Annotated in this window: 16 protein-coding genes and 1 pseudogene; 9 read left to right on the forward strand and 8 right to left on the reverse strand. The window is 64.5% G+C overall.

Annotation, left to right across the window (positions count from 1 at the left end):
* Positions 1-211: 211 nt before the first annotated feature.
* From SINAC_RS02060 to SINAC_RS02070, 3 genes are all read left to right on the forward strand, one after another.
* Positions 212-724 (forward strand): PepSY-like domain-containing protein, encoded by a 513-nt coding sequence (locus SINAC_RS02060; RefSeq protein ID WP_237722891.1) that lies wholly within the window; start codon positions 212-214, stop codon positions 722-724.
* A gap of 146 nt (positions 725-870) precedes the next feature.
* Positions 871-1572, forward strand: a complete 702-nt coding sequence (locus SINAC_RS02065; RefSeq protein WP_015244048.1) for a response regulator transcription factor — start codon at positions 871-873, stop codon at positions 1570-1572.
* Positions 1569-3068 (forward strand): sensor histidine kinase, encoded by a 1500-nt coding sequence (locus tag SINAC_RS02070; protein ID WP_015244049.1) that lies wholly within the window; start codon positions 1569-1571, stop codon positions 3066-3068. The genes SINAC_RS02065 and SINAC_RS02070 overlap by 4 nt, the downstream gene beginning before the upstream one ends.
* A 17-nt stretch (positions 3069-3085) precedes the next feature.
* Here SINAC_RS02070 and SINAC_RS02075 read toward each other — a convergent pair whose 3' ends face one another.
* Positions 3086-4885 (reverse strand): sigma-54-dependent Fis family transcriptional regulator, encoded by a 1800-nt coding sequence (locus SINAC_RS02075; RefSeq protein WP_015244050.1) that lies wholly within the window; start codon positions 4883-4885, stop codon positions 3086-3088.
* Between the two features lie 417 nt (positions 4886-5302).
* On the opposite strand from SINAC_RS02075, the pseudogene SINAC_RS02080 reads away from it, so the two are divergent.
* The 4 genes and pseudogenes from SINAC_RS02080 to SINAC_RS02095 form a co-directional block, all read left to right on the forward strand.
* Positions 5303-6127 (forward strand): annotated as a pseudogene (locus tag SINAC_RS02080) (phosphoenolpyruvate hydrolase family protein); the annotation flags it as partial.
* A gap of 439 nt (positions 6128-6566) precedes the next feature.
* On the forward strand, positions 6567-7034 hold the full coding sequence (locus SINAC_RS02085; protein WP_020467444.1) for a hypothetical protein: 468 nt from the start codon (positions 6567-6569) through the stop codon (positions 7032-7034).
* 3 nt (positions 7035-7037) lie between these two features.
* On the forward strand, positions 7038-8015 hold the full coding sequence (locus SINAC_RS02090; protein WP_015244053.1) for a DUF1559 domain-containing protein: 978 nt from the start codon (positions 7038-7040) through the stop codon (positions 8013-8015).
* Positions 8016-8298: 283 nt separating this feature from the next.
* The gene (locus tag SINAC_RS02095) at positions 8299-12375 is read left to right on the forward strand and encodes a PVC-type heme-binding CxxCH protein (RefSeq protein WP_015244054.1); all 4077 of its coding nucleotides are present in this window, start codon (positions 8299-8301) and stop codon (positions 12373-12375) included.
* Positions 12376-12524: 149 nt separating this feature from the next.
* Here SINAC_RS02095 and SINAC_RS02100 read toward each other — a convergent pair whose 3' ends face one another.
* The 7 genes from SINAC_RS02100 to SINAC_RS02130 form a co-directional block, all read right to left on the reverse strand.
* Positions 12525-13628, reverse strand: a complete 1104-nt coding sequence (locus SINAC_RS02100; protein WP_015244055.1) for a family 16 glycoside hydrolase — start codon at positions 13626-13628, stop codon at positions 12525-12527.
* 95 nt (positions 13629-13723) lie between these two features.
* Positions 13724-15016 carry a DUF1501 domain-containing protein gene (locus tag SINAC_RS02105; protein ID WP_015244056.1) on the reverse strand — a complete coding sequence of 431 codons (1293 nt, stop codon included), beginning with the start codon at positions 15014-15016 and terminating at the stop codon, positions 13724-13726.
* Positions 15017-15076: 60 nt separating this feature from the next.
* Entirely contained in the window at positions 15077-18067 is a 2991-nt protein-coding gene (locus SINAC_RS02110) for a DUF1553 domain-containing protein (protein ID WP_015244057.1), read from the reverse strand.
* A 188-nt stretch (positions 18068-18255) separates the two neighbouring features.
* Positions 18256-18903, reverse strand: coding sequence for a response regulator (locus SINAC_RS02115; RefSeq protein ID WP_015244058.1), 648 nt, complete (start codon positions 18901-18903; stop codon positions 18256-18258).
* Positions 18896-20932 carry a sensor histidine kinase gene (locus SINAC_RS02120; RefSeq protein WP_015244059.1) on the reverse strand — a complete coding sequence of 679 codons (2037 nt, stop codon included), beginning with the start codon at positions 20930-20932 and terminating at the stop codon, positions 18896-18898. The genes SINAC_RS02115 and SINAC_RS02120 overlap by 8 nt, the downstream gene beginning before the upstream one ends.
* Positions 20933-21051: 119 nt before the next feature.
* Positions 21052-21738: a DUF1264 domain-containing protein gene (locus SINAC_RS02125; RefSeq protein ID WP_015244060.1), complete on the reverse strand. Its 687-nt coding sequence runs from the start codon at positions 21736-21738 to the stop codon at positions 21052-21054.
* 88 nt (positions 21739-21826) lie between these two features.
* Positions 21827-22384: a rhodanese-like domain-containing protein gene (locus SINAC_RS02130; RefSeq protein WP_015244061.1), complete on the reverse strand. Its 558-nt coding sequence runs from the start codon at positions 22382-22384 to the stop codon at positions 21827-21829.
* 154 nt (positions 22385-22538) lie between these two features.
* On the opposite strand from SINAC_RS02130, the gene SINAC_RS02135 reads away from it, so the two are divergent.
* On the forward strand, positions 22539-24506 hold the full coding sequence (locus tag SINAC_RS02135) for a rhomboid family intramembrane serine protease (protein WP_020467442.1): 1968 nt from the start codon (positions 22539-22541) through the stop codon (positions 24504-24506).
* A 115-nt stretch (positions 24507-24621) separates the two neighbouring features.
* Entirely contained in the window at positions 24622-25641 is a 1020-nt protein-coding gene (locus SINAC_RS02140) for an amidohydrolase family protein (protein ID WP_015244063.1), read from the forward strand.
* Positions 25642-25657 lie beyond the last annotated feature (16 nt).

Below are 25657 nucleotides of genomic sequence, written 5' to 3' on the forward strand. Positions count from 1 at the left end.
AAAGGGGGAAGAACTCCAGGGTTGCTCAAAGATTCACTTTGGTTTTTGTGATCTCCGTGGTTTACGGTGCGGAGACCACTTTCCCTGGATAAGGAATAATTTAGACTGCGCTCATCAGGGCTTCAGGTCCGCTCGCTAAGATCGGTCATCGCCGGTGGGACTTCGATGTGCCTTCGGCGCGATTCACCATGTCCCAAACAAGCGGAGAGTGATGATGATGACTCGATTTGCGCGATGGACGGCTCTTTCGGGACTCGTTGGTTCGCTGGTGCTGGGTGCGGTGGCCGGGGCCGACGAAGAGAGTATCCCCGTAGACAAACTGCCCGCGGCCGTGCTCAAAGCTGCCAAGGCCAAGTTTCCCAAGGCGAAGATCGACGAAGCAGCCAAAGAGGTTGAGGATGGCGTGACGACCTATGAGGTCTCGCTGAAGGTCGAGGGGCACTCCGTCGATTTGGCGATCAAGCCGGACGGCACGATCGTGGAGATCGAGAAGGAAATCGCCGCCGATGCGCTCCCCGAGGCGGTCAAGAAGACCTTGGCGGCCAAGTATCCCAATGTGAAGATCAAGAAGGCGGAAGAAATCACCAAGGGAGGGGACGGCTCCGTCAGCTACGAGGTTGTCGTGGGGTCGGCGGAAGTCGTGCTGGACGCCAAGGGGAAGATTGTCAAGACTGAAGAAGACGAAGATGATGAGAAAGAAGCGAAGCCCGCCAAGGGCAAGTGATTGAAAGCGACGTTGCCAAAGGGCCGAGCGGCGGGGCTTGCCCCGCTCGCAACGGTGAAGTGGTGAAGAGTTTCCCCAAACGCCCCCTCGCGTGTTGAGCGACGAGGGGGCAGTTTGCTGGGAGGGGGAAGGGCGGTTTCAGCGTCATGGAAACCCGGATCTTGGTAGTCGAAGACGACGTCGAAATTGCCGATTCGTTGATCCGTGGATTGAGCGAAGAGGGGTATCTGGTCGAACACGCCCCGGACGGTGATACCGCCAGGGTGGCGCTCCTGGACCTGAACTGGGATTTGATCGTCCTTGACTGGTGGCTCCCCGGCCCTGACGGCCTAGTCTTGCTCAAACGATTCCGCCAGTCGGGAGGCGAGTCGCCTGTCCTCTTCCTGACGGCGCGTGACGCCGTCTCCGACCGGGTCCGCGGTCTGGACGGCGGGGCCGACGACTATCTCTGCAAGCCGTTCAGCTTCGAGGAACTGCTGGCCCGAGTGCGCGCCTTGGTCCGCCGGGGTGGGCACGGAACGGGGGGCGTGTTGAAGTACGGCGACGTCCGCGTCGATGCGATCGCAGGACGGGCGGAGCGGGCCGGAAAGGCGCTCGACCTGACACCCAAGGAGCAGGCGCTCCTCGTCTACTTCCTGAGGCACCCGGGGCAGGTCCTGACGCGAACGCGGATCTATGATCATGTCTGGGATGAGAGCTTTGACGGTCTTTCCAACACGCTGGAAGTCCATGTCAAAGAGCTGCGCCGCAAGCTGGAATCGCAGAATGGCACCCGGCTGATCCACACCTTGCGTGGCCGGGGCTACCTGTTCGGCGAATCGCCCCGAGGGCCGGAAGGAATGCCATGAGCCTCGCCTCTCGGCTCTCGATGTCGTTCCTGGCTGCGCTTGCGATCGTCCTGATCGGCTTCTCCGCGACACTCGACGGTTTGGCGGTCCATCACCTCTATCGGCTGATCGACGAGCGGCTCGACTCGGCTCTGACGACTCTGACGGCCGCCGCCGAGGTGGGGCCGGAGGGGGTTGAGTGGGAACCGGATGAACGCGTGCTGGGCGTGGGCCTGGATGCGGGGGCCGACCAACTCCGCTGGGTCGTCCGCGACGCAGGGGGGCGATTGATCGACCGGTCGCCCAACCTCAACCCCCGCCGCCTCTCGCTCGATCTTCCCGAAGAGCCGACCGCCGGCCGATTCTCGGGGCGTGACGGCCGCCCCTGGATGGTCAAGTCGCGGCGGCTGACCGTTTCGGATGCGCTCCAGGGAAAGGAGCCGGTGGATTCGCCCGAGGCGCTCGCTCGCGGGAGACATTCCGCGTTGATCCTGGTCGCCTACGCCCCTCTGGGGCCGACGGAGGCGACACTGAACCGCCTTCGGCTGACCCTGATCGCCTTGTCGACGGCCCTCTGGCTGGTGGCCGCCGCGGTCAATCGCAGGCTCTGCCGACGCGGGCTGGCTCCCTTGACGGAGATGGCCATGGCCGCGCGCGACGCCGACGCGGAGGATCGCCGCGAGCGCTTGCCCGTCCCGAAAACGGGGGACGAGCTCGAGGATCTGGGGCAGGCGTTCAACGGTCTGCTCGATCGCCTGCACGAGACGCTCCAGCAGCAGCGGCGGTTTACCGGTGACGCTTCGCACCAGTTGCGCACCCCTCTGGCCGGTCTGCTCGGCCAGGTCGACGTCGTCCTCCGGCGCGATCGACCTCCCGAAGAATACCGCCGCGTGCTCGGCATCGTTCGCCACAAGGCGGTCCACCTCCAGCAGATCATCGAGAGCCTGCTCTTCCTGGCGAGGACCGAGGCAGAAGCCGGGCGCCCGGAACCGGTGGTCATCGACCTGGCCTGCTGGGTGCCCGAGCACCTTGGGGGATGGTCTGGCCATGCGCGCGGATCGGACCTGCGGATGGAAGCATCATGCCCCGGCCCGCTCTGGGTGCGGGTCCATCCCCTCCTGCTCGCCCAGGCGGTCGACAACCTGCTCGACAACGCCTGCAAATATAGTCCTCAGAATACGTCAATCCTTGTTCGGACGGGGCGGCAAGGCGGTCTCGTCTCGCTCGCCGTGAAGGATCAGGGGGATGGGCTCTCTGCCGAAGGGCAGGCCCGGGCCTTCGAGCCCTTCTACCGTGCCCCTGAGGCCGCCCGCCGCGACCAACGAGGGGTCGGGCTGGGCCTGGCCGTGGCTCGAAGGATCGTCACGGCGTTCGGCGGCACCATCTCTGCGCAAGGGGCGTTGGGGCAAGGAAGCTGCTTCACCATCGAACTCCCCGCCGCTCCTGTTCCGCCTCCGCTTCAAGAAGACCCGGTGGCCCCGCAGCCGGTCGCCACGGCCGACCGGCCGCCTGGGTGAGTGGGAAAGGGCATGCATCAGGATTTTTGAGAAGGGTCGACTTCGGGGCTGGATTCGCGGAGCCAGGCGTAGAGCGTCCGGCGGGTGACACCGAGGAGCTCTGCGGCCCTGCTCTTGTTTCCCCCCGCCTGCTGCATGGCGCGGCGGAGGGCCCTCCGGCGGGCGGCCAACGGATCGAGGTCCAGGTCATTGTCTCGGAGTGGGCGTGCCTCGTTCGATCGGCGCGAGACGGGTTCGAAATGCTTGCCATCGAGGATCGGACCGTCTTCGAGCATGATGGATTGGGTGAGCACATGTTCGAGCTCGCGGACATTGCCTGGCCAGTCGTGCTCGATGATCTTCGCGTAGAAGTCGGAGGATAGGCTGAGCACCATCCGCTTGAACTGGACGCTGAGCCGGCCCAGGATGTGTTCGGCCAAGAACGGGATGTCTTTCAAGCGGGAGCGGAGCGGTGGCAGTTCGATGGTGACGCCGTTCAGGCGGTAGTACAGGTCTGCGCGGAACTCCCCTTCGTCGATGAGCTGGGACAAGGGCCGGTTGGACGCGGCCAGGATCCGGACGTCCACTGACTTGGGACGCTCACCGCCGACCGGAGTGATCTCGCGCTGCTGAATCGCGCGGAGCAATGCCACCTGGCCATGCGGGCTGAGGTCGGCCACTTCGTCGAGGAAGAGCGTCCCCCCATGGGCCAGCTCGAACTTGCCGAGCCTGCGCCGGTGGGCACCGGTGAACGCCCCCTTTTCGTGGCCGAACAGCTCTGACTCGAACAGGCTGTCGGGGATGGCGCCACAGTTGACCGTGACGAACGCACGATGACGCCGCAAGCTCAGTCGGTGAATCTGCGTCGCGACTAGTTCCTTACCTGATCCCGATTCCCCCTGAATGTAGACGCTGACGTCGAACGGGGCCACCCGCTCCACCCGTCGGTAGAGCTCGAGCATCTGGTCGGAAACGCCGACCAAAGGGCCGAATCCGGCGGGGTGGACCACGTCGCCTGCGCGGAGCAAGAGGCTCTTGAACCGGCGGACCAGGGAGACGATCGCACTCTGGAACGGGAGCCGCTCGAAGACCGAACCTCCCGCGAACCCATCAATGGCGCTATGGGCGAGCAATTGCTCCAGGTCCTCGGGCGTCGTGATCGGCCCGCCGAATGCCAGGCAGACGGGTGCGTGGCCGGTTTGATGCACTTCCTCAAGCATGGCATTGAGTAGAGTGCATGAATGCTGGATATGATCACGTCGTTCCTGGACGTCGTGGACCTCGTGGGTCAGGCCGAGGCCCATGATCATCGCGTCGACGCCGGCCGTGGCGAATCTCGACGCCGAGCCGTCGCCGACCACGGCGAACCCGAAGGTGGCGAACCCCATTGCCTTGGCGCGATGGAGCATCCCGATCTCGGCCTCGGTCCCCAACCCCGCGGCCTCCAGCGCTCCGCGAAAATGGCCGTCGATGAAACCGACGGTCGGCCAGTTGACGACCCCTTCCACACCGAGTTGCCGCAACCTGGCCAGCCGCTCCTCGAGCGAATGGGTGGGGTCGTTGACCAGCAGGCCCGCGATGACCGGCATCCGACCGCGGCGCGGGAGGAGATGCTCCCGAAGCAGGTCCTCGGTCTGGTCGTTGGCGTTCCCGTACGGCAGAAAGGCGGCGAACGACCCGCTCCCCTGGCTCCGATAGAACCCGGAGTTGAGCGCGAACAGCAAGTCGGCGCCGGCATCAAGCGCACCGCTCGTGACCAACCCCGACCCCGCAACCACCCCAACCAGCGGCGATCTCTGGCCGCGGTGTGACGCGAATAGTTTATGAATATTGTTCATCTTAGTATCCGGGAAACGTCACCGGAACGTGGGGGCTGTGTACTCAGGTGGATACTGTGGCACAGTGGATACACAGTGTCTAGCCGATGCTCGTGTTTCTTCAAGTTTACATAAAGACTTGGTGAGGAAGCTGCTTACAGATTATTTGGTTTGGTCTGGACATGTTGGCGCAAGTTCTGCATGAAAGCAGATCGGCCGCGGGGCGTTGGCGGCCAACCGTCCCGACTCTGACTTCTCCGCGAAACTACCATCCATTTTTCAAGCACCCGCTTCCGGCAAAGCCACCGGGAGGCTGGGGCGGATTCCCTGCGTCGATTGACGGGGAGGCGCACGCCCGCCTCTAGTTTGGGAACGCCTGGAATGCTGTACTTCAGAGCGGACGACCTTGAATACACCGCCGTCCCTGGCGAATTGATTATGAATAAGTTGACAAGTGCGGAAATTGTGAAGCAACTACGGAAGAAGGTCGACGCCGGCCTGCCGATCCTCGGTGCCGGGGCCGGCACGGGGATTTCGGCGAAGGCGGAGGAGGCGGGCGGGGTCGACCTGATCGTCATCTACAATTCAGGGCGATTCCGGATGGCCGGCTGCGGTTCGCTGGCCGGTCTGCTCGCCTATGGCAACGCCAACCAGATCGTCAAGGAGATGGCCCCCGAGGTGCTCTCGGCGGTGAAGCGTACGCCGGTCCTGGCGGGGGTCTGCGGCACCGATCCGTTTTTGCTTCGCACGCATTTTCTCAAGGAGTTGATTGAGCTTGGGTTCGCGGGCATCCAGAACTTCCCCACCGTCGGCCTGATCGACGGCCATTTTCGCAAGAACCTCGAAGAGACGGGGATGAGCTACATGCTCGAAGTAGAGTGCGTGGCCGAGGCTCACGAGATGGGCTTGCTGACGACCCCTTACGTCTTCGACGCCGAGCAGGCGCGGTGGATGGCCGACGCGGGGGCCGACGCTCTGATCGTCCACATGGGTCTGACGGTCGAACGCACGGTCGCGACGGTCACGGCGAAGTCGTTGGCCCAATCCGCCGACGAGATCCAGCGGATCACAGCGGCCGCCAAGTCGCACCGGCCGGACATCCTGATCCTTTGTCACGGCGGCCCGATCGCGCTGCCCGAGGATGCCCAGTACATCTTGGATCGCTGCCCGGACGTGGTCGGTTTCTACGGGGCGAGCTCGATGGAGCGGCTCCCGACGGAGGCGGGGATCACCGCCCAGGTGCGCAAGTTTGGGACGCTGAGGCCGGCGTCTTCCCAAGGGAAAACCATGCCGCCGGGTGCGCTTCCCGCTGGGAATGGTACGCATTCTCATGGCGAGAACGGTTTCCATACGCCTGGAATCGAGTTGCCGGCGAAGGTTTCACGAGTGGGCGACGGACAAATTCACTGAGGTCTGCCTGAGAAAGGAATAGGGATGATGTGCGGATGAATACAGCATTTTACGGACATTTTTCATTCTCGAAGTCCGCAGCGGTAACGCATTGAATGCAATGATCAGAGCCTTTTATTGTTGGGCGAGGTTTGCCTTCGAGTTATCCCCCCCTCGGTCGCTCGGATCGTGATTCACTCGAACGAAAATCGCTCAAGGTCCCTGGCATGACTCATTGTGCGGCTGCTGAAGCGGTCGCACCGCGATGTCTCTTGTGCCTCAAACAATTCATGGAGGTAAAGTGCTTCGAGTCATGAAATATTCCCGGTCCATCTATTATGCGATCCCAATCATCTATGCGATCCCAATCATCGCCTTGGGGCTGTCGACCGGCTGCAGCCAAGCGGTCAGCAGCAACTATCAGTCTGCGCGGCTCGAAGGGGAGGTCACGGTTGACGGCCAGCCGATCGAGGACGGCACGGTGCAGTTCGTCCCGGCGAATCTCGCGGACGGACCGATCACTCAGGCCATGATCATGAAGGGCCGGTACGTGGCCAACAAGGTTCCGCTCGGCAAGGTCACCGCGATTCTCCACGCGAATCCACCGGCGCCTCCCACGCAAGTGACGAGCGATTACCATCCTCCAAAGACGGTCGGAATCCCGAGCCGCTACAAGTCGGGCTTCTCCATTGAGGTCAAGGAAAATAAAGCCGATCAAGACTTCTCGATGAGCTCGAAGGAGTCCGGCTCCAAGTCCCCCAACACCAAGCAGCGGAGCTAATTCATGGGTCGATCACGCCGCGGTTTTACCTTGATCGAATTGCTCGTTGTCATCGCCATTATTGCCGTGTTGATTGCGCTTCTGCTTCCCGCAGTTCAAGCGGCCCGCGAGGCGGCTCGCCGGTCGCAATGCGTGAACAACATCAAACAGATCGCCTTGGCGATGCATAATTATCACGACACGACGGGCTCGCTGCCGCCGGGCACGCCCTATCCCTACCCCTATGCACTCCCGCCCGGGAGCGCGAGTGGCGCCTGGTACGACGAAGGGACCTGGCACGCCCGAATCGGTCCCCAACTCGAACAGATGGCATGGTTCAACTCGTTTAACTTTGCCATCTCGAACAACAACATCGCGAATGGGACCTCACGCAAAACGAAGGTCAGTTGCTTCGGCTGCCCGTCCGATGGGTTGAAGGAAAATGAGTGGGACAATCCTACGTGGTCGCGGATCCGCTGCAACTATCCGGTCAACTACGGCAACACCAACTATGGGCAGTGGACCAAGGCCAATGTGACCTTTGCCGGTGCTCCCTTCAGCAATGGGAAGAGCGGTAGCTTCTCGGACATTACTGACGGCCTGAGCAATACCCTGTTCGTCTCCGAGAACATCGGCCCGACCAGCCCGTCGAACAACTATTGGACTGGTCCGCTCGGCGACTCGATGATCGGCATGGGGGCGCAGACCTTCCAGTCCTGGTTGACGCCGAACTCGAAAGTCTTCGACGAAATTTTCCGGATGTGTCCTCAGAAACAGGACTTGAATGGGATCCCGGGCTGCACCGTCATCGATGGGAGCAACGGCTACAATGGTTGGGCCGAGGAGCAGTCGTTTGTCGCTCGCAGCAAGCACTCCGGTGGGGTAAATGCGGCCATGGCTGACGGCTCCGTCCGGTTCGTGAAAGACTCGGTTAGCCTGATGATCTGGCGGGCCCTTTCCACCTCCAAGGGATCCGAGGTGATCAGCGCCGATAGCTATTGAGGCCCCCTCGGGGGCGATCTCAGGAGAGCGGGGAGCTTGATCGCTCCCTGCTTTCCAGCTTCACTTCTCAGGCGAGCGAATGCCAACTTCTCCTCCGAGCTCTGCTGACCTGGGACCCGCCAGGCGGTATCCTCAAAGAGTCTGACTGCGGCCTCAGCGAGGTCGCCCAGGAGGGATTTTCCTGGGACGGCACACGTCTGGGTGACTGAACTGATCCGAAGATGTGGGCCGAACGAACCGCCCAGGCATTTCCTATTTATGGGTTTATGAGAGGCGATCGCGAATGACGGGTCATCAGCGACTCTGGCTCCGGTTCTGGTTGATTCTCCCTGCCCTGCTCTTTTCGACCCGATCGGAGGGGGCCGACCCTGGAGTCGCGCCGGTCGACATGAGAGGACGCCCCTTGAACCTCGACTTCGAGGCTGGGTCGCTCAAGGACTGGACGGCCGAGGGAGCTGCGTTCGCCGGTCAGCCGATTCAAGGAGACGTGGTCGCGGCAAGGCGTTCCGACATGAAGAGTCATCACGCCGGCCAGTACTGGGTGGGAAGCTACGAGCGCAACGGCGACCAGCCGCAGGGGACCTTGACCTCATTGCCGTTCAAGGTGACCCACCCGTTCGCGAGCTTCCTCGTGGCTGGAGGATCGTCTCCGGAGACCTGCGTGCAACTGGTCCGCCGGGAGAACGGGCAGGTCGTCTCGCGCATCTCGGGTGACGACACCGAGGAGTTGAAGCGAGTCGTCGTGGACCTGACCCCTTACCAGGGCCAGGAGCTCTTCGTCCGGCTGGTGGACAAGCAGAGTGGTGGCTGGGGACACCTCAACTTCGATGACTTCCGGGTCCACGAAACCCGGCCCGCCGCCGACCCCCGTCGGGTGCTCGCCGCGCCTGATGCCTTCCTCCACGCCGGTCTCCCCCCCGCCGAGGCGGCCGCCGCCATGACGGTGCCCGCCGGGTTCAAAGTTACCCTCTTCGCTGGCGAGCCTGATATCCATCAGCCGATCGGGTTCACGATCGACGACCGGGGCCGCCTCTGGGTCGCCGAGGCTCACTCGTACCCCGTTCGTCTTCCCGACGACCAGGCGCGTGACTGCATCCTGATCTTCGAAGACACCGATGGCGACGGCAAGTTCGACTCGAAAAAGGTCTTCGCCGACAAGCTGAACCTGGTCAGCGGCCTGGAGGTCGGCTTCGGCGGCGTCTGGGTGGGCGCAGCGCCTCAGTTCCTGTTCATCCCCGATAAGGATGGCGACGACCGGCCCGACGGTCCCCCCCAAGTCATGCTCGACGGCTGGGGATACCAGGACACGCACGAGACCTTGAACTCGTTCACGTGGGGCCCCGACGGTTGGCTCTACGGCTGCCATGGCGTCTTCACCCACTCGCGGGTCGGCAAGCCCGGTACGCCCGATGAGCAGCGGGTTCCGATCAACGCCGGGATCTGGCGCTATCACCCGACGAAGCACCAGTTCGAGGTCTTCTCGCAAGGGACCAGCAACCCCTGGGGCATCGACTTCGACGAGCACGGCCAGGCCTTTGAGACGGCCTGCGTGATCCCGCACCTCTACCAGATGATCCAAGGGGGACGCTACGAACGGCAGGCCGGGCCCCACTTCAATCCCTACACCTATGACGACATCAAGACGATCGCCGACCACCGCCACTACCTCGGCGCCAACCCGCACGCCGGCAACGGCCGATCGGGCGACGCCGGTGGCGGGCACGCGCACGCCGGCGCCATGATCTACCTCGGTGGCGCCTGGCCCGCCACGTATCGTGGCTCGCTGTTCATGAACAATATCCATGGTGGCCGGTTGAACCGCGACGTTCTCGTTCCCCAAGGGTCCGGCTTCGTTGGTCGGCATGCCCCCGACTTCCTCATGGCCAACGATAGCTGGTCGCAGATCATCAACATGAAGTACGGACCCGACGGCCAGGTCTATTTCATCGACTGGTACGACCGCCAGCAGTGCCACGACCAGAAGATGGATATCCACGACCGTACCAATGGCCGGATCTTCAAAGTCTCGTATAAGGACCCGATCCACACTCCGGTTAACCTGGGCAAGGAGTCGGACGCCGAACTCGTCAAGCTCCAAAAAGATCCGAACGACTTCTTCGCCCGCCATGCGCGCCGGCTTCTTCAGGAGCGGGGTTCGAAGCCCGAGGTCCGGCAGGCCTTGCATACCTTGTTGGGCCAGGCCGAAAACCCGATCCACCGGCTCCGTGGCCTCTGGGCCTTGCAGGCTGCCGGCGGACTTGGCGAGAAGGAGATCGAGGCGTTCCTTGGCGATCGCGACCCCTACCTTCGCGCCTGGACGGTTCAGTTCGCCTGTGAAACCCCGCCGTCGAAGCTGGTCCTGGGCTGGCTCGCCGAGCGGGCCAAGACCGACACGTCGCCGGTTGTTCGGCTCTACCTCGCCTCGGCCTTGCAGCGGATCCCGGTTGCGGACCGCTGGGAGATTCTCGGGGTGCTTACGCAGCGGAGTGAGGATGCAGGGGACCACAATCTCCCCCTCATGGAGTGGTACGCGGCCGAGCCGCTGGCCGTCGCTGACCCCGCCCGCGCCCTCCAGTTGGCGACTGAGGCCAAGATCCCGCCCCTCTTGCCGTTCATGGCGCGGCGGATCGGGGCCATCGGGACGCCGGAAGCCATCGCCTTGCTCGTCGAAACCCTCGAACGAACCGACCGGTCCGAGGTCCATCTTGCCCTCTTGCAAGGCTTGAACGAGTCGCTCAAGGGACGTCGCCAGGTCAGCCGGCCCGCCGCCTGGTCCTCAGCGTTCGCCAAGCTGGCCAAGTCGGACAACGCCGAGATCCGGTCGCTCTCAACCTCCTTGGGCGTGACCTTCGGCGACGGCGCGGCCCTCGAGGTGATGCGGAAGACCCTGGCCGACCCCCGCGCGGAGGTCGGGCTGAGGCAGAACGCGTTGACCGCCCTGCTCAAGGTCAAGGATGCGGGGGCCGTCCCGACCTTGCAGGTCCTGATCGCCGACCCGGCCTTCCGGAGCCCTGCTCTCCGCGCCTTGGCAGCGTTCGACGACCCGAAGACTCCCGAGGTCGTGCTGGGCGGTTACGCGAAGTTCACGCCGACTGAGAAACGGGATGCGCTGAACACCCTGGCCGCGCGGGTGGATTTTGCCCGGCCGCTGCTGGCGGCCGTCGGTAAGGGAACGATCCCCCCCGCCGACTTGTCGGCTGACCTGATCCGCCAGCTACGCAACCACAAGGACAAGGATGTCGACGCCCAGATCGCCAAGCACTGGGGGGAGGTCCGCGAGACGACCGAGGATAAGGCGAAACTGATCGCTACTACCAAGGCGAAGCTGGCAGGCCGCCCGTCTCAGGCCCCCGACCCCGCGCTCGGCCGCGCGGTGTTCGCCAAGACCTGCCAGCAGTGCCACACCTTGTTCGGCGTCGGCGGCAAGGTCGGCCCTGAGCTGACCGGGTCGAACCGGGCCGACCTCGACTACCTGCTCTCGAATGTCCTCGACCCCAGCGCCTTGATTGGCAAAGACTACCTCGCGCACGTCATCGCCACCGCCGACGGCCGCGTCCTCACCGGTCTTCTCCGGGACGAGGACAAGGATGCCCTGACGATCATCACGGCCAACGAGACGGTCACGGTTCCCCAGACCGAGATCGAAGACCGGCGTCCGAGCGACAAGTCGATGATGCCCGATGATTTGCTCTCCCTCCTGAGCGACCACGAGGTCCGCTCGCTCGTCGCCTACCTCGCCAGCCCCGCGCAGGGGCCGATGCTCGCCACGGCCGAGAACGTCACCTCGTTCTTCAACGGCCGCGACCTGGCCGGCTGGCAAGGGGAATCAGGTCTCTGGAGCGTTGAGAACGGCGAGATCGTCGGCAAGACGGCCGGGCTCAAGCACAACACGTTCCTCCGCTCGGACCTGCTCTGCTCCGACTTCAAGCTGACCCTGCAAGTCAAGCTTGTCGCCAACGAGGGGAACAGCGGCATCCAGTTCCGCAGCCAGGCCGCGCCTAATGACGAGGTCAAAGGCTATCAGGCCGACATCGGCCCCGACTGGTGGGGCAAGGTCTATGAGGAGTTGGGTCGGGGCCTGCTCTGGAAAGAGTCGGGCGAGCGTTATGTCAAGATGGGCGAGTGGAACACGTATGAGATCGTCGCCGTCGGCCCGAAGATCAAGACGATGATCAACGGGAAACTGTGTGCCGATTTCGACGACCCCATCGGCGATCGCCGTGGGATCTTCGCCTTCCAGCTCCATTCGGGGGGCCCGACCGAAGTCCGCTTCAAGGATCTCCGGCTCGAACTGATCCCGACCGGCCAAGCCGCCCCTCCGATCTCCACCTCGTCGGCCGAAGCCGCTGCGCCTCGGTAGTGGCTTCTCGTCGCTCCGAAACGAACCCCACCCGCCGAGGTCATCGACCTCGGCGTTTTCGTTGGGTGGGCAAGGCTTGGCCTCTTGATCAGGCCGAACGTTGCCGAAGCCCCGCGGTCCCAGGGAAAAAAATCGGACGGTCCTGGTTCTCAGGGGTTGACCTTCGTCAACTCCCGTTCGCCGTCGCCGATCCGGAAATGAACGCCCGTGACCTGGCCAGCGTTGTCCTTGCGAAAGGTGAATCGGCCATCGGTAAATGGCAGGTCGAACTGGGTTTCCGAGATCGGCTCGAGTGCGAGCGGCCTGGGGCGGAAGGGGAAGGTGATGGTCAGGTGATCTCCCTCACGGGCGATCGTGGCCTTTGGAGCGTTCGCCTTGTCGTTCAAGAGGTATTGCCCGGCGTAGCGGTCCAGCAGGTCTGTCGAAAGTGCCACGGACTTCGGCCGGTCGTCCACCGCTTTGGGGGCGGGGCGCTCGGGGAGCTCGCGGAGCCAGATGTTGCGGTAGCGGACGGGGTGATCGTGGTCCTGTAACGTGATCGGGCCGCGACTACCGTGGTCCTCATACGGGAGCCACTTGAGCCAGGAGGTGGGACCGAACGGCTCCTCGTTGTTCTGGACGAGAATGCCATTATGGAAGACGGTGATCCGCGCCGGCTCGAGGAGTTTTCCAGAGGTGTCGAACCGAGGGCGGCGGAAGGCGATGTCGTAGGCTTGCCACTCGCCGGGCGGGCGTGACGCGTTGAACAAAGGGGGGTATTGGCCGTAGATCGCCCCCGCCTGGCCGTCGGCATAGGTCTCAGCCTTGTAGGAGTCGAGCACCTGGATTTCGAACTGACCCATGAGGAAGATCCCGCTGTTGCCGCGATCCTGCCCTTTGCCGTTCGGGGGATTGGGGGCGGCCCACTCGATATGGAGCTGGATATCGCCATACTTCCCCTTCGTCTCGATCATCCCGGACCCTGGCACGGTCTCCATTGTGCCGTCGATTACCTTCCACGACTTGCCTGAAGGGGATTTCCAGGCGTCGAGATTCGTGCCGTCGAACAAGACGATCGCGTCTTTCGGAGGCTTGGTCGCGATTCCGGCATCGGCGGGCTCGACGACCTTTGGCTTCGGGCGCTGGACGTCGTGCTGCCGCCAGCGGCCGACGGGGGCCTCCGTGCGTATCCCGTCGGCCGCCAGACAGGCGAAGAGGCCGGAAAGGGGGATGAGAAAAGCGCAAGCGAGCTTCGACCGTGGAGAGAGAGGCATGCGTGGCAGCTCCCGGGCGGAAACGAAAGTTCTTGGGGATTTGCCGCATATTCTCCCGAGTCCAGGATGGAGATGCCAGGGCTTCGACCTTTGACTTATCCGAACAAGGGGAGGATCGGCCGGCCGCCGTCGGTGATCGGCACGGGGCGGGGACCGCCGCTCAGCGACTTTGTGGTGTCGATCCCGAGCGCCGCATAGATCGTGGCGTGGAAGTCGGGCACCGAGACGGGGTTTTCCAAGGGGGTCTTGGACAACGCGTCGGTCACCCCGTAGGCGCCGGTGTGCCGCAGTCCGCCGCCGGCGAGGACCAGGGTGAAGGTGGTCCCTTGGTGGCCCCGGCCGCCCCCTGCGTCGAACTGGGCGGGCCGGCCGAACTCGGTGCCGACCACGATGAGCGTACTGTCGAGCAAGCCGCGTTGTTCCAGGTCGGTGATCAAGGTCGCGAGGGCCGAGTCGAGTTCCTGGATGAGCAAGTGTTGCTTGACTTGACCGCTATTGTGGGTATCCCACCCGGTGCCGTTGAGGAAGCCGAGATTGTGGGAGATCTCGATGAATCGGACGCCGGACTCGATCAGGCGGCGGCCGAGCAGGCATCGCTGGCCGAACTCACCGCCGTAGCTCTCGCGAAGGCGGCTCGACTCGTCCTCGAGGCGGAAAACCTGCATGAATTTGGGACCGGCCAGGCGCAGGCTCTCGGCGACGGTCTGGTCGTAGTCGGCCACAGGCGCTGCCTTGGCGGCCTCGCGGCCGATCGATCGGAGCAACTGGGTTCGGGCCGCTTGTCGTTCGCCGCTCACATCCTCGGGACGAGAGAACCCGGCCGGGCCGGCCTTGGTATCGGTCAGGTAGACGTACCCTGCCTTGGGACCGAGGAAACCAGGCCCTCGGCTCACGTTCGGATAGCCAATCAAGACGTAGGCAGGCACCCCCTCGGCGGCCGCCCCGCGCTCATGAGCGACGACGGAGCCGACCGACGGAAAGATGAGCGTTCCCCCGGTCGGCCGCCCCGTGTGGACGAGGTTGGTGGCAAACGCATGCTCGTCGATGACCTTGTGGTTCACCGTCCGGACGGCCGTGATCCGGTCCATCAAGTTGGCCGTGCGCTTGAGATGCTGACAGACCTGCACCCCCTCCACCGCCGTCGCAATCGCGTCGTAGGCCGATCCCGCCTCGCGCTTTTTGGGGACGCCGACCCGCTTCGGGTCGAATGTGTCGAGCTGGGACATGCCGCCGCCCAGCCAGATGAAGATGCAGTGATCCGCCTTGCCCATCACCGGGGCCGTCGACTCGCCCAGGCAAGGCACGCCCCGCAATGCCGTGGTTGACAGCGAGGCCGAGGCGGCCGCCAGGAACGCGCGACGGTTGAACATGGGAGATACCGGTTCCATGAGAGTCTCTTCTCCAAAGCATGTCCGAGGCGGTCATGTCGCGAGGGGCCATGCCCCCCATTAGGGCGTGAAGAGGAATTCCGGGGAGTTGAGCATGGTCCAGAGCACGTCTTCGAGGCGGCGGCGCCAGGCTGCGTCGAGCCGATCGGTCGGCGGGTCGCCTCGCCTGGCTTCGGCTTCTCGCTCGACCTTGATCCGGTTCGCTTCCTCCGTCAGATGGTTCGACCACGAGACGTAGCGCGGCGGCCGGCGCTCCTTGGGGGCGGCCGGAGTGGGCGGTTCGAGCCTGCGATCGGAGTAGCCGTCCTGCAAGTAAGCGACAATCGACTTCCGTTCGTCGTCGAGCGGCTGGCGCGTCAGGATCCGCAGAAAGAGGCGATCCACCAGGCGTTCGAGGGGCTGGTCCTCGAGGGCGAGCTGGGTGATCCCGTGGTCGTCCGAGAGCCGGGTGAGCCAGACGCCCATCGTGCCGTTGGCGAGAACGGCGGGTTGGATCAGGTTGGGGGAGCTGTCCCGGGTCGTGAGCGCATCCTGCCGTGACGGACGCCAGCCGAACGCCTCGAGCACGTCGACAACGGCCTGCACACGCGGCAGTGCGAGGCTCGGGCGGTCCCGCTCGTTCGACGTCGAGGCGAGCTGCCAGGCCCGACGCGGTTTGCCCAGGTTGATCGAGTTGGCGACGGCGCGGCGGCCGTCCAGGTCGAGATTGACCTCCTCGGTCTCGAACGGTTTGCCGGTCGCCTGGAAGAGGGAGTCGACGATCTGCTCGGCCGACAGCCGCCGCTGCGCCCGGGCGGCGAAGTGGGGATCGGTCTCCGTCAGGGCGAGGTCCGACCCGCGCTGATAGGCGTGCGAGTTCAGGATCAGCCGGACGAGCCGCTTCAGGTCAAATTCCCCTCGGACCAGCTCGCGGCCCAGGTGGCGGAGCAACTCGGGATGCGAGGGGGAGCCTTTCTCCCAGTCGTCCACCGGATCCACCAGCCCCCGGCCCATCAAACGCTTCCAGGCCCGGTTGGCGATGACCTGGGCGAACCGCTCGTTGCCAGGCCCCGTGATCAAGGCTGCCAGGCGATCGCGCGGGGTTGCGTCGCTCGGCAGATCCGCCTCGAGCAAGTTCGCCGGGGCGAATTCGGGGAATGGCCAGGCCGGCTGAACCACGGTCCCCGGCTTGAGCGTGACCTGGATCAGCGACTTACGCCCTTGGCCGTGGAGCTTGTCGAGGGGTACGCTGCTCGTTTTCGGCAGCTTGATCGGCTTCTCTCCAAGGAGGGCGGCAAGCTGGAAGAGATCTTGCTGGGTGGATTGGTGCGCGGGGGCGTCGTGGCAGCGGGCGCACTTCGTCTGTACGCCCAGAAAGGCCGCGCTCACGATCACGGCCTTTTCCGCCATCGGGACGTCGTTCTGCGAGGCCATCGCGAAACCGGCCGGGCCGCCGAGACTCAGGCTGCCGCGCATCCGGATCAGCTCGGTCACGAACAGGTCCACCGGCTTGTTATCGAGCAGCGACTCATAGATCCACCAGCGGAACGGGCCGCTGTTGTTCAAGGTCGGGTTGAGGATGTTCGGGTTTTCCGCGAGCACGTCCTGCCAGTACCCCATCCACTGATCGGCCCAGCGCGGGTCGGCCAGGAGGCGATCGATCACGCGGGCCCGCTTGTCAGGGCCCGAGTCGGCGAGGAACTGGAGTGCCTCGGCCTCGGTCGGGATCACCCCCACGGTGTCGAGCGTGACCCGGCGGAGAAACGGCAGGTCGTCCGTCAGCGGCGTGATCGTCTGCTCGTGCAGCGGGCTCCACGAGGCCCCCTCCTCGATCCATTGCCTGAGGAGTTGAACCTCTTGAGCGGAGAGGCGATCCCCCTTGGGGGGCATGGCCTCGAGTTCGTCGGTACTCGTCACTCGGTCAATGAGCAGGCTCTCGTCCGGCTGGCCGGGCACAACGGCCGGCTCGCCCGAAGCACCCCCCTTTGTGACCCCTTCGCTCTGGTCGAGCCGGAGCTGACCGCGCACCTTCTGCCCCTGGTGGCAGGAAAAACATTTGGCTTCGAGAATGGGCCGGATTTGCTTGGGGAAGTCGATCGTTCGCGTCGCCGCCGTCGGCCCGGCCGCCAGGGTCAGCTTCGCGCCGAGGAAGCGGTCGATGGCGTTGAAGCCCGGGATGTCCTTCGCCAGCTCCGGGACGATGGGATCAATCGTCGTGCTCAGCCACTGCCGCCCTCGCTCGCGCCGTTGGTCCCACTCGGCGGCGTGCTCGTGGAGTGCGGTGGCGCGGCGTTCCGCGTCCATCCGCCCGATCGCGAGCCCCTCCTCCCCGGCGAAGTCCTTCCAGCCGGCGTCGTTGTACGGCACGACTTTGTGCGGGGCGAGCAGGCGGAACGAGTCCGACCCTTCCCGAGCGATCGCAACGACCGTTTCGCCCAGCTCGGGACGCCGGGCGCTCCCCTTTCGGCCTCCCACGATGGTCTCGAGGATGACGAGGTGCGTCCCTCCCGGGCTCGTGAAGGTCGTCCAGCTCTCGCGATTCCCTGGAGGAGCGAACCGAAAGTCAGGAGCGAGGTTCAAGCTGTCGTCGGGGATCGTCGAGTGCCCGTCCGTGACGGGGGGTGGGAAGGGCGTTTTCAAGAGCAAGGTGCCATCGACGAGCAGTCGCGCTGCCCCACGACCCCGAAGCAGTATGCGGTGCTGCCCGGCCGGTAGGTCGACCTGAGCCACGGCGCGGAGCAAGAACGGGTTGGCGCGGTCCGCGCGAATCCCGGTGTCGATATATTTATAAGGGGTCCGGGAGAAGCCGAAGGCATCTGCCATGTACTCCTCCTGCGCCTTGAGCGCCGAGGGGGACCACGTGTCGTCGGGAGGAACGCCTTCCTCGCAAATCTCCACCAAGACACGATCCTTCGGCAGCCGATCGTTCTCCACCGAAGGGACGACGTGAAGCCCCTTTTCCGGCGGTGATTCCTGCTTCGGGACCGCCGGCCCGGCACCACTTCCGCCGATGACGCCCAGCGCGACGAGGATTCCTCTGACCAGCGGCCGGAGTCGTGGGAATGATGACATCGGCAAACCTGCTGAGGGTTTTTGGGAAGGCGGGAGCGGGGCGACCTGGAATCACAGTATGCGAAAGAGAGAGGCTCGTCGATCCAACCCAAGAGGGATCTTGAGCTAACACTTTCGTGTCAGTATTCGTATGAGCAGTAAATGGCGGTCCCAGGGAAATTGAATTCCAGGGCATTGGAATAGCCGAATCAGTCCAACGCGATCAGGCCCCGGCGAACCGCCTCGGCGACGGCCTGGGCGCGATCACCCACCTGCAGTTTCTGCATCAGGTTGCTGACGTGGCGTTTGACCGTGTCCTCGGCGATGAAGAGGGTCGCGCCGATTTCTTTATTGCTTCGGCCGTGTCGGATGAGTTGGAGGATCTCCCGCTCTCGGGGGGTCAGCTCCGATTGGGTCAGGCGCTCGGCCAGCCGCTCGGTGAGCAGCGGCGGCAAGTAGCGGTTCCCGGCCGCCACCGTCCGGATCGCGGTCAGCAATTCGGTACGCGGTGCGGTCTTGAGGAGATACCCCTTGGCCCCGACCCGCATGGCCTGGTAGATCTCTTCATTTCTGGCAAATGTCGAAAAAATAAGTACTTTCGCTTCGGGGAACTCGCCGCGCAACTGCTCTGTCGTGCCGATGCCGTTGATGCCTGTCAGCATGAAATCCATGAGCACCACGGCCGGCCGATGCCGGCGGTAGAGGGCGAGCACCTCTTCACCGCACTCAGCCTCTGCCACCACCGTCAGATCGGCCTCGAGACCGAGCGATGCGGCCAGCCCGCTCCGGACGACGAAATGGTCATCCACCACCAGGATTGTGATCGCGGTCGACGGAAGCATCGCCTCTTCATCCATGTCGTGGTCCCTCCTGGAGTGGCCGTGTTCGGGGAACGGTCACCTTGATCGTCGTCCCTTGGCCCGGCCTGCTCGTCAGGTCGAGTTGAGCGCCCATCTTCCGCGCTCGCTCGCGGACGCCGATCAGACCGAAGTGCCCCAACTTCGCGGCGGCCGGCCCGTTCGCCTCGAAACCGCAGCCATCATCCTGAATGCGCAACGAGACGGCTTCCGGATTATAGGATAAGGCGATGGCAATCGTGCCGGGATCGGCATGCTTGAGAGCGTTGGTGATCGCCTCCTGGGCAATCCGCAGCAGGTTGTGTTCGACGGGACCGGGGAGGGGCCAGGACGTACCGGTCACGGTGAGATCCAAGGTCGTGGTCGGCGATCCTTGCAATTCCCGGGTGGAAAGCGCCAGCCTTTCTCCCAGGTCGCGCGGGCCGTCGTCCTGTTCGCGGAGGTCCCAGACCAGGATCCGGAGCTCGACATGGATTCGGTCGACCAGGTGCCGGGCCGCTTCGAGGATGGCGAGCAGCCGGGGGGTGGCCACGCTTGCGGCGGCGTCGAGTCGCAAGGCGAGGCCGACGAGTTCCTGCTCCAGCGTGTCGTGGACTTCTCGGGCGATCCGCTGGCGTTCGTCGAGGACGATTTCGCGGGCCAGTTGCGTGCGAATGATGGCTGTCTGTTCCCGGATCCGTCGCCGCAACCGGAAGACCCAGATCAAGGCGGCCACCGTTGCCGAGACGAGGGCCCCCACCGCTGCCGTGAGCCGTTGCGGGGTCCACCAGGAGGGGGACCGGAGCCGTTGAATGTCGTCGGGCGAGCGGGCCCAGAGGTCGAACGAGACGGGTTGAACCCGGTAGCCCCGGTCGGTGGTTGTGCCTGCGATCCGGCAGATTCCGCTGACCGAGAGCCGGCTCCCCTGGGTCCACTGGGGGCGCGGGCCGCTCGGGCAGCGAACCCGGAACGCGGTCTCCCCCGCCTGGATCGTGAGCACCACCCCCTCGGTTCCGGCGTAGCTTGCCGCAAGCTCCCCCTCCAACTCCACCAGGTCGGCGTCGCGGATCCCGGTCAGCAGGTTTTTCACTGTCACCCGATGAGGTGCGGGGGCTGGCTCTTTCCCCACTCGCCTGGTCGTCGCGTCCGCGAGGAAGGCGCGAAAGGGCCCCATCTCGGGAAATCCGAGGACCTCGATCACATCGCCCGGCTGAAACGTCTCGCTGAGCCTTGACTCGACCATGAGCCCCCGCCCTCCCCCCCGAAGGAAGATCGGCTCACGAGGTTGATGGCTGAGGACGATCCCGCGGACCTTGACCCTGCGGTCCGAACCGCCGTTGGGGGTGAATCGGAGCTGGTCGTCTACCGAAACCACGGGAAGCCGAGCCGGATCGGGGGGCGTGTCGAGGATCGCCACGTCGCGATAGCTTCGGACCTTGAGGTGGGGGAGAACCAGTTGGCGGCGATCGTTGATGAATCCGGCGGACAGCCCCTGGACCCGCAACCGGGCGTCCACCAGGTCGAGGTGGCCAGGGGGAACCTCGTCGATTCGAACCTCCACCGGGCTCGACCCTGACGCCAGCCGCAAGACCGACGTGTTTTCCCCGGTCACCGTCACCGAACGCCCGATCCCCTCGAGCTCGATCCACTGGTAATGATAGCGGCCCGACGCCAGGACGTCGGCCGTGATCGGCAGAGGAGTCGGGAACTCGCCCGGCCCGAGCACCTCCACTTTGGTGGCCTTGATCCCCGGGACGTACAGCCCCGAAAACGTTTTCCCTTCGATGAGGACGCGATGCCCCCACTTCCAGTCGGGATGTCGCGGCAGCCCCTGATAGAACGTCCCGCCCGTGTCGTCCTGCACAAACGTCGTGGCGCCTGCATCAAAGTAGGTGATCACCGCCTCAAGCCGGACAGGTAACCCCAACGCCGCCTTGCCCGGGGCCAAAAGCCGAATCTCGCGGGCCTTCGTGAGTAAGGGCGCTGGCGGATCGGCTGAGGAGCTGTCCCGAGCCTGACCGCACAGCGCGGCAACCAGAATCCACCACAACGCAGGGTGACCTCATGGCGGTACTTGTGATGGGGCGATAGATCGATCAATGATCCTGAATGGGCCGCTCGGCGACTTCGATGGCGAGGAGTAGGAGTCAGTCGCCCCTGGTCAGAAGATTATCGCCCCGTCGGATTCTCTTCGCGATCCGCTCGGCTTGCTTCCAGTTCCGCGGGCAGTTTCGCATGGTCCGAGAGGACGAATGGCTCTTCGCCCGTCACACTCCAGAAGAGCCGGGGCGGACCGATCGGATAGGTCTTGCCGGAGGCCCAGGTGTGGTAGACCTTGCCCCAGAGGGGCCGGACTCCGGTCATGGTCTTTTTCGCCTCGGCCCCGACTTGGGTGAGGCTCTTCAGCAAGCCGGAGTCGACCTCGAACTTGTGGTCGTGCCAATAGGCCTGTTCCTCGGGGGGCATCTTCTGGTAGAGCGCATCGCTGACGAGGTACTCGATGCCGATGAGTCGGGCCTCCGGTCCGTTGCCATCGTAGAGAATACACTGGGCCACGTCGTCGTTCAGGGGCTTGCAGTAGTGATAGGCCACCTGGGCATGTTCCGGTAGGTCCTTCAGGAGGTGGACTCCGGCGAAGGCCAGCGGGCAATGGAGGACCTCCTGAATCGGGGCCTTGACGCTCATCAAGGGCTGGCCGTGAGCGGCAGCGGCGTCGGCCTTCCCATCATCGGCCCGGACCGGGGCCGGCCTTGTGAGGCTGGTCAGGAGCGCCCCTGCCGCCATGCCGAACAGGCAGGCGAGCAGGACGGCCAACGGGGGGCGAGACTTCGACAAGGACCACGGCTTTCCTCGCATGGCGATCTCCTCGAAGGGGGAACGTGCGATCACTCTCAAAAAAAAGGGGCCATTTCACGCGGTTGCGAGTCAGAGGCTGGGCGGGCGTTCATTGGGAGCAGGTGGTTGCTTCGGTGTTGACCCGGTTCCAAGGCATCCGGGCGAGGATCATCCCCATGCCGCAGGTGTCGGTGACCCCGGCAAAGACCAGGCCCGCTCCGACGAACGCGGCCAGGCCGAGGAACCCAGGGTGGACGAACGCCCCGAGCGCGGTGCCGAGGACGACCAGCGACCCGGCGGCGATCCGCACCTGGCGTTCGAGCGAGACCGTCTTCTCCCCCCGGACGACCGGCAAACCGGCCTGCTCCCAGGCGAGGGTGCCCCCTTCGACGTTGACGACGTTGGTGAATCCGGCGGCGTGGAACTTCTCGGCCGCCGACCGGCCTCGGCTCCCTGACCGGCAGATCGTGTAGACCGTGGCGTCCGTCGGGGTGTCGCGGGCTTCCATGATGGCCCTGGGGTCGAGAGTCTCCAGCGGCACCAGGCGGGCGGGCTCGGCGTGTACTTCGCGGTACTCGGCCGGGGTTCGTACATCGATCAGGTCGACCGGATTCCCCCTGCGCCGCAATTCCTCGAGTTCCGTCGGTCTGATCGTTGGGATGCTCATCGCGGTGCCTCTTCATTTCGACTTCGCTGGCAAGGTTGACCTCAACGGTTCTCGAAGAGGACCATCTCCTTCCCGTCATCCTATCGTGAAACCACGATCTTGGCCTCTGGGGCTCCAGGTCGTTGAGCTTTCCTCGGGTGAGACCAGGCCAAAAATGATGTCGCTGGCGGCGTCTCATGGGTACGATGGCCGGACTTATCCCCTTGAGGTCGTCGACGATGAGATCCGCCGGGAACGGCTCCGGGACAACGCCCTGACGGGCGGGTTGGCGGTGGCTCCGGTTGCCAAAGGGGTAAAAGAGGGAGCGCGGATTGCGATGGAAGAGATCTTGCCCGGGCCCGCCGACGATGTCCTGACCTTCGATCACGTCGCCTGGGTCTACTGCGCCATCTTGGGGCAGCAGGGGCACGGTTGGGTTGCTCCGCGGATCCCTCAGCCGGTCCTGGTCGCAGCCGTCTCGAGCTATCTGAGCCTCGCGGATGATGAGACCCTGCTGGCGATCGTCGGAAAGGGACTGAACAACGTTCCCACCCAAAGCTGTGCCCTGACGACGAAGCGGATCTATTGGGCGGGCGACCCTCGGCAGGACGAGGCGGAGTGGGACGATGCGGATCACCCGGACGCGCAGGCGGTCGGCCGTCCTCCGTTGCGGTGCGAGTACCTCGCCTACAAGGATTTGCCCGAGGCGCTCGACCTGACCGGCGTACTCTCCAAGGTGATCGACCTCGGCGAAGGGCGGCAGATCAACCTGGGGGCGAATATCCCCCTCCTCCAAGCCTTGATCGGGTTCCTCAAGGAGGTCCGGTCGGTCATGGTCGGTGAGAAGCCCCTGCCCCACCTCATCCCGGTGGCCGCCGATCAGGTACGCTTGCAATGGCCAGCGGTGCTCGCCGCCGATGCCGAGGCGCGGACGCTCCAGGCTGCGATCCGGGGTTACCACGCTCAGACCCTGGTCGCCAAGCGTGCGGTGGTCACCCCCTTGATGGCGGCGGCCTGCGTGCTCGTCTACGTCGCGATGGTCGCGCGGGGGGTCTCGCCCATCGACCCGTCCCCCCGCGTCATGCTCGACTGGGGTGCGAGTTTCGGTCCCTCGGTGGTTTTCGACAGGCAGGTCTGGCGGCTCCTGACCAGCATGTTCCTCCACTTCGGCCTGATTCACCTGGCGATGAACCTGTGGTGCCTGCTCACGACCGGCCCCGTAGTGGAGCGGTTCTTCGGCCACCTCGGCTTCGCTGCGCTCTACGTGCTCTCGGGCCTGGGGGGGGCGGCCGCCAGCCTGTTCGTCCATCCGACCTTTATCTGTGCGGGGGCCTCGGGTGCGATCTTCGGGGTGTTTGGCGGCTTGCTCGGCTTCCTCGCCATCCGTCACCGCGACGTGCCCCCTGCGATCTTGCAACCGATGCGTTCCGGGACGCTTGCGTTCCTGGGCTACAACGTGCTCTTCGGCCTGACCAGTTCGACGATCGACATGGCCGCCCATCTCGGTGGATTGGCCACGGGCTTCGTCGTCGGACTTGTCCTGGCCGACGGCCGGATCAACCGGCCCGATCGCGTGGGGCTCTTGCGTCGGGTCGCGGTCATTGCGGTGCTCTCGGCCGGGCTTGTTCTGCTCACCAGGCAAACGATTGAACGCGCACGCGATCGAATCATGGCCGACCCCACCATGGGGCCTCAACTCGAGTCGGCCCTGAATGCCGGGCCTGCGTGGAATGCGTTCCAGCAGGCCTTGGCACCCCTCTTTCCGGAGTTCGACCGCATCTCTCGGGAAACCGAGCGGGTCATCAGTGAAATCGATCAGGGCGATGTGCCGGCGAGTCGAATCGAGCCGACGCTCGATCATCTGATCGCCGACTCGGAGAGCCTTGGGCGACGCCTCGAGACCCTGCCGGTGGGCAATCCGGAGATCCGGGCCATGTCCGATCACCTGGTTATGGCGAAGACGCATCAGCATCAATCCCTGGTTCTCTTGAAGCGGTTCGTCTCCGACAAAGATGCGAGCCTGCTCAAGGGGCCGGACGGCCTGGATGCGTCATTCAAGGCCTACGCCAAAGAGTTCGAGGAATTCCGAAAGTTGCGTGAGGCCTATTTCAAGACACATCAATTGACTTTGCAAGAACCTTGAGGCCTGCCTTTTTCTTGGACTTCTGCCTGTCGATACGGCGAGGCCGTTGGAATGCCTCGCCGGCGCCGGCAAAGGGTGAACGAACGAGCGACCGGTCGAAGGGGGACGAAGGACGATGACGCAACGAACCGAGCGACGGCAATTCTTTGGGCAGGCGATTGCGATGGCCGTGGCCGCCGGATCGGGTGTCCAGCGAGTGGGGCGGGCCTTCGGGCAAGAGACGTCCGCCCCTGGTGGCGAGCCGGCGGTGGCGAAAGCGAAGGCAACTGGGGAGACCAAGGGAATGATTCCGATCATCGACACGCACCAACACCTCTGGGACCTCACCCGGTTCCGCCTGCCCTGGCTGAAGGACGGCACGCCGCTGTCCAAGAGCTTCCTCATGGACGACTACTTGAAAGCCGTCGAGGGCCTGGGCGTGGTCAAGTCGGTCTACATGGAAGTGGACGTCGAGCCGGCGCAGCACGAGGCGGAGGCCGACTACGTCATCGATCTCTGCCGCCGTCACGTGGGCCCGATGGTCGGCGCCGTGATCGGCGGGCGTCCCTCCTCGGACGGCTTCGCAGCCTCGATCGACCGATACAAAGAAGAATCCGCAATCAAAGGGATTCGCCAGGTGCTCCACGGTGGCAGCACGCCGCAGGGTTACTGCCTCGATTCGAAGTTCGTCCAGGGCATTCGGCTCCTGGGCGAGCGCGGCCTGAGCTTCGACCTCTGCATGCGGTCCGGTGAGTTGCAGGACGGAGCCCGACTCGTCGACGCCTGCCCCGGCACGTCATTCATCCTCGACCACTGTGGCAACCCGAGCGTCCGCGAAAAGGACCTGTCCGCCTGGCGAACTGACATTTCCCGCCTGGCCGAGCGGAAGAACCTTGTCTGCAAGGTCTCGGGAATCGTCGCTTCCGCGGCCCCCGATCCCTGGACCCCGGCCGACCTCGCCCCCATCGTCAATCACGTCCTGTCCGCCTTCGGCCCCGACCGCGTCATCTTCGGCGGCGACTGGCCCGTCTGCACGCTGGCCGCGACCCCTCGCCAGTGGGTCGAGGCGCTGCGGGAGATCGTCCAGGGCCGAAGCGAGGTCGAGCGGCGGAAGCTGTTCCACGACAACGCCCTGCGGGTCTATCGCCTCGCATGACCGGAACGCGAAGCCT

The organism is Singulisphaera acidiphila DSM 18658, assembly GCF_000242455.2.
Classification (GTDB): domain Bacteria; phylum Planctomycetota; class Planctomycetia; order Isosphaerales; family Isosphaeraceae; genus Singulisphaera; species Singulisphaera acidiphila.

Coding starts and splice junctions, on each gene's coding strand:
- SINAC_RS02060 (WP_237722891.1), top strand. CDS start 212: ATGATGATGACTCGATTTGCGCGATGGACGGCTCTTTCGGGACTCGTT.
- SINAC_RS02065 (WP_015244048.1), top strand. CDS start 871: ATGGAAACCCGGATCTTGGTAGTCGAAGACGACGTCGAAATTGCCGAT.
- SINAC_RS02070 (WP_015244049.1), top strand. CDS start 1,569: ATGAGCCTCGCCTCTCGGCTCTCGATGTCGTTCCTGGCTGCGCTTGCG.
- SINAC_RS02075 (WP_015244050.1), bottom strand. CDS start 4,885: ATGAACAATATTCATAAACTATTCGCGTCACACCGCGGCCAGAGATCG.
- SINAC_RS02085 (WP_020467444.1), top strand. CDS start 6,567: ATGAAATATTCCCGGTCCATCTATTATGCGATCCCAATCATCTATGCG.
- SINAC_RS02090 (WP_015244053.1), top strand. CDS start 7,038: ATGGGTCGATCACGCCGCGGTTTTACCTTGATCGAATTGCTCGTTGTC.
- SINAC_RS02095 (WP_015244054.1), top strand. CDS start 8,299: ATGACGGGTCATCAGCGACTCTGGCTCCGGTTCTGGTTGATTCTCCCT.
- SINAC_RS02100 (WP_015244055.1), bottom strand. CDS start 13,628: ATGCCTCTCTCTCCACGGTCGAAGCTCGCTTGCGCTTTTCTCATCCCC.
- SINAC_RS02105 (WP_015244056.1), bottom strand. CDS start 15,016: ATGGAACCGGTATCTCCCATGTTCAACCGTCGCGCGTTCCTGGCGGCC.
- SINAC_RS02110 (WP_015244057.1), bottom strand. CDS start 18,067: ATGTCATCATTCCCACGACTCCGGCCGCTGGTCAGAGGAATCCTCGTC.
- SINAC_RS02115 (WP_015244058.1), bottom strand. CDS start 18,903: ATGGATGAAGAGGCGATGCTTCCGTCGACCGCGATCACAATCCTGGTG.
- SINAC_RS02125 (WP_015244060.1), bottom strand. CDS start 21,738: ATGCGAGGAAAGCCGTGGTCCTTGTCGAAGTCTCGCCCCCCGTTGGCC.
- SINAC_RS02130 (WP_015244061.1), bottom strand. CDS start 22,384: ATGAGCATCCCAACGATCAGACCGACGGAACTCGAGGAATTGCGGCGC.
- SINAC_RS02135 (WP_020467442.1), top strand. CDS start 22,539: ATGATGTCGCTGGCGGCGTCTCATGGGTACGATGGCCGGACTTATCCC.
- SINAC_RS02140 (WP_015244063.1), top strand. CDS start 24,622: ATGACGCAACGAACCGAGCGACGGCAATTCTTTGGGCAGGCGATTGCG.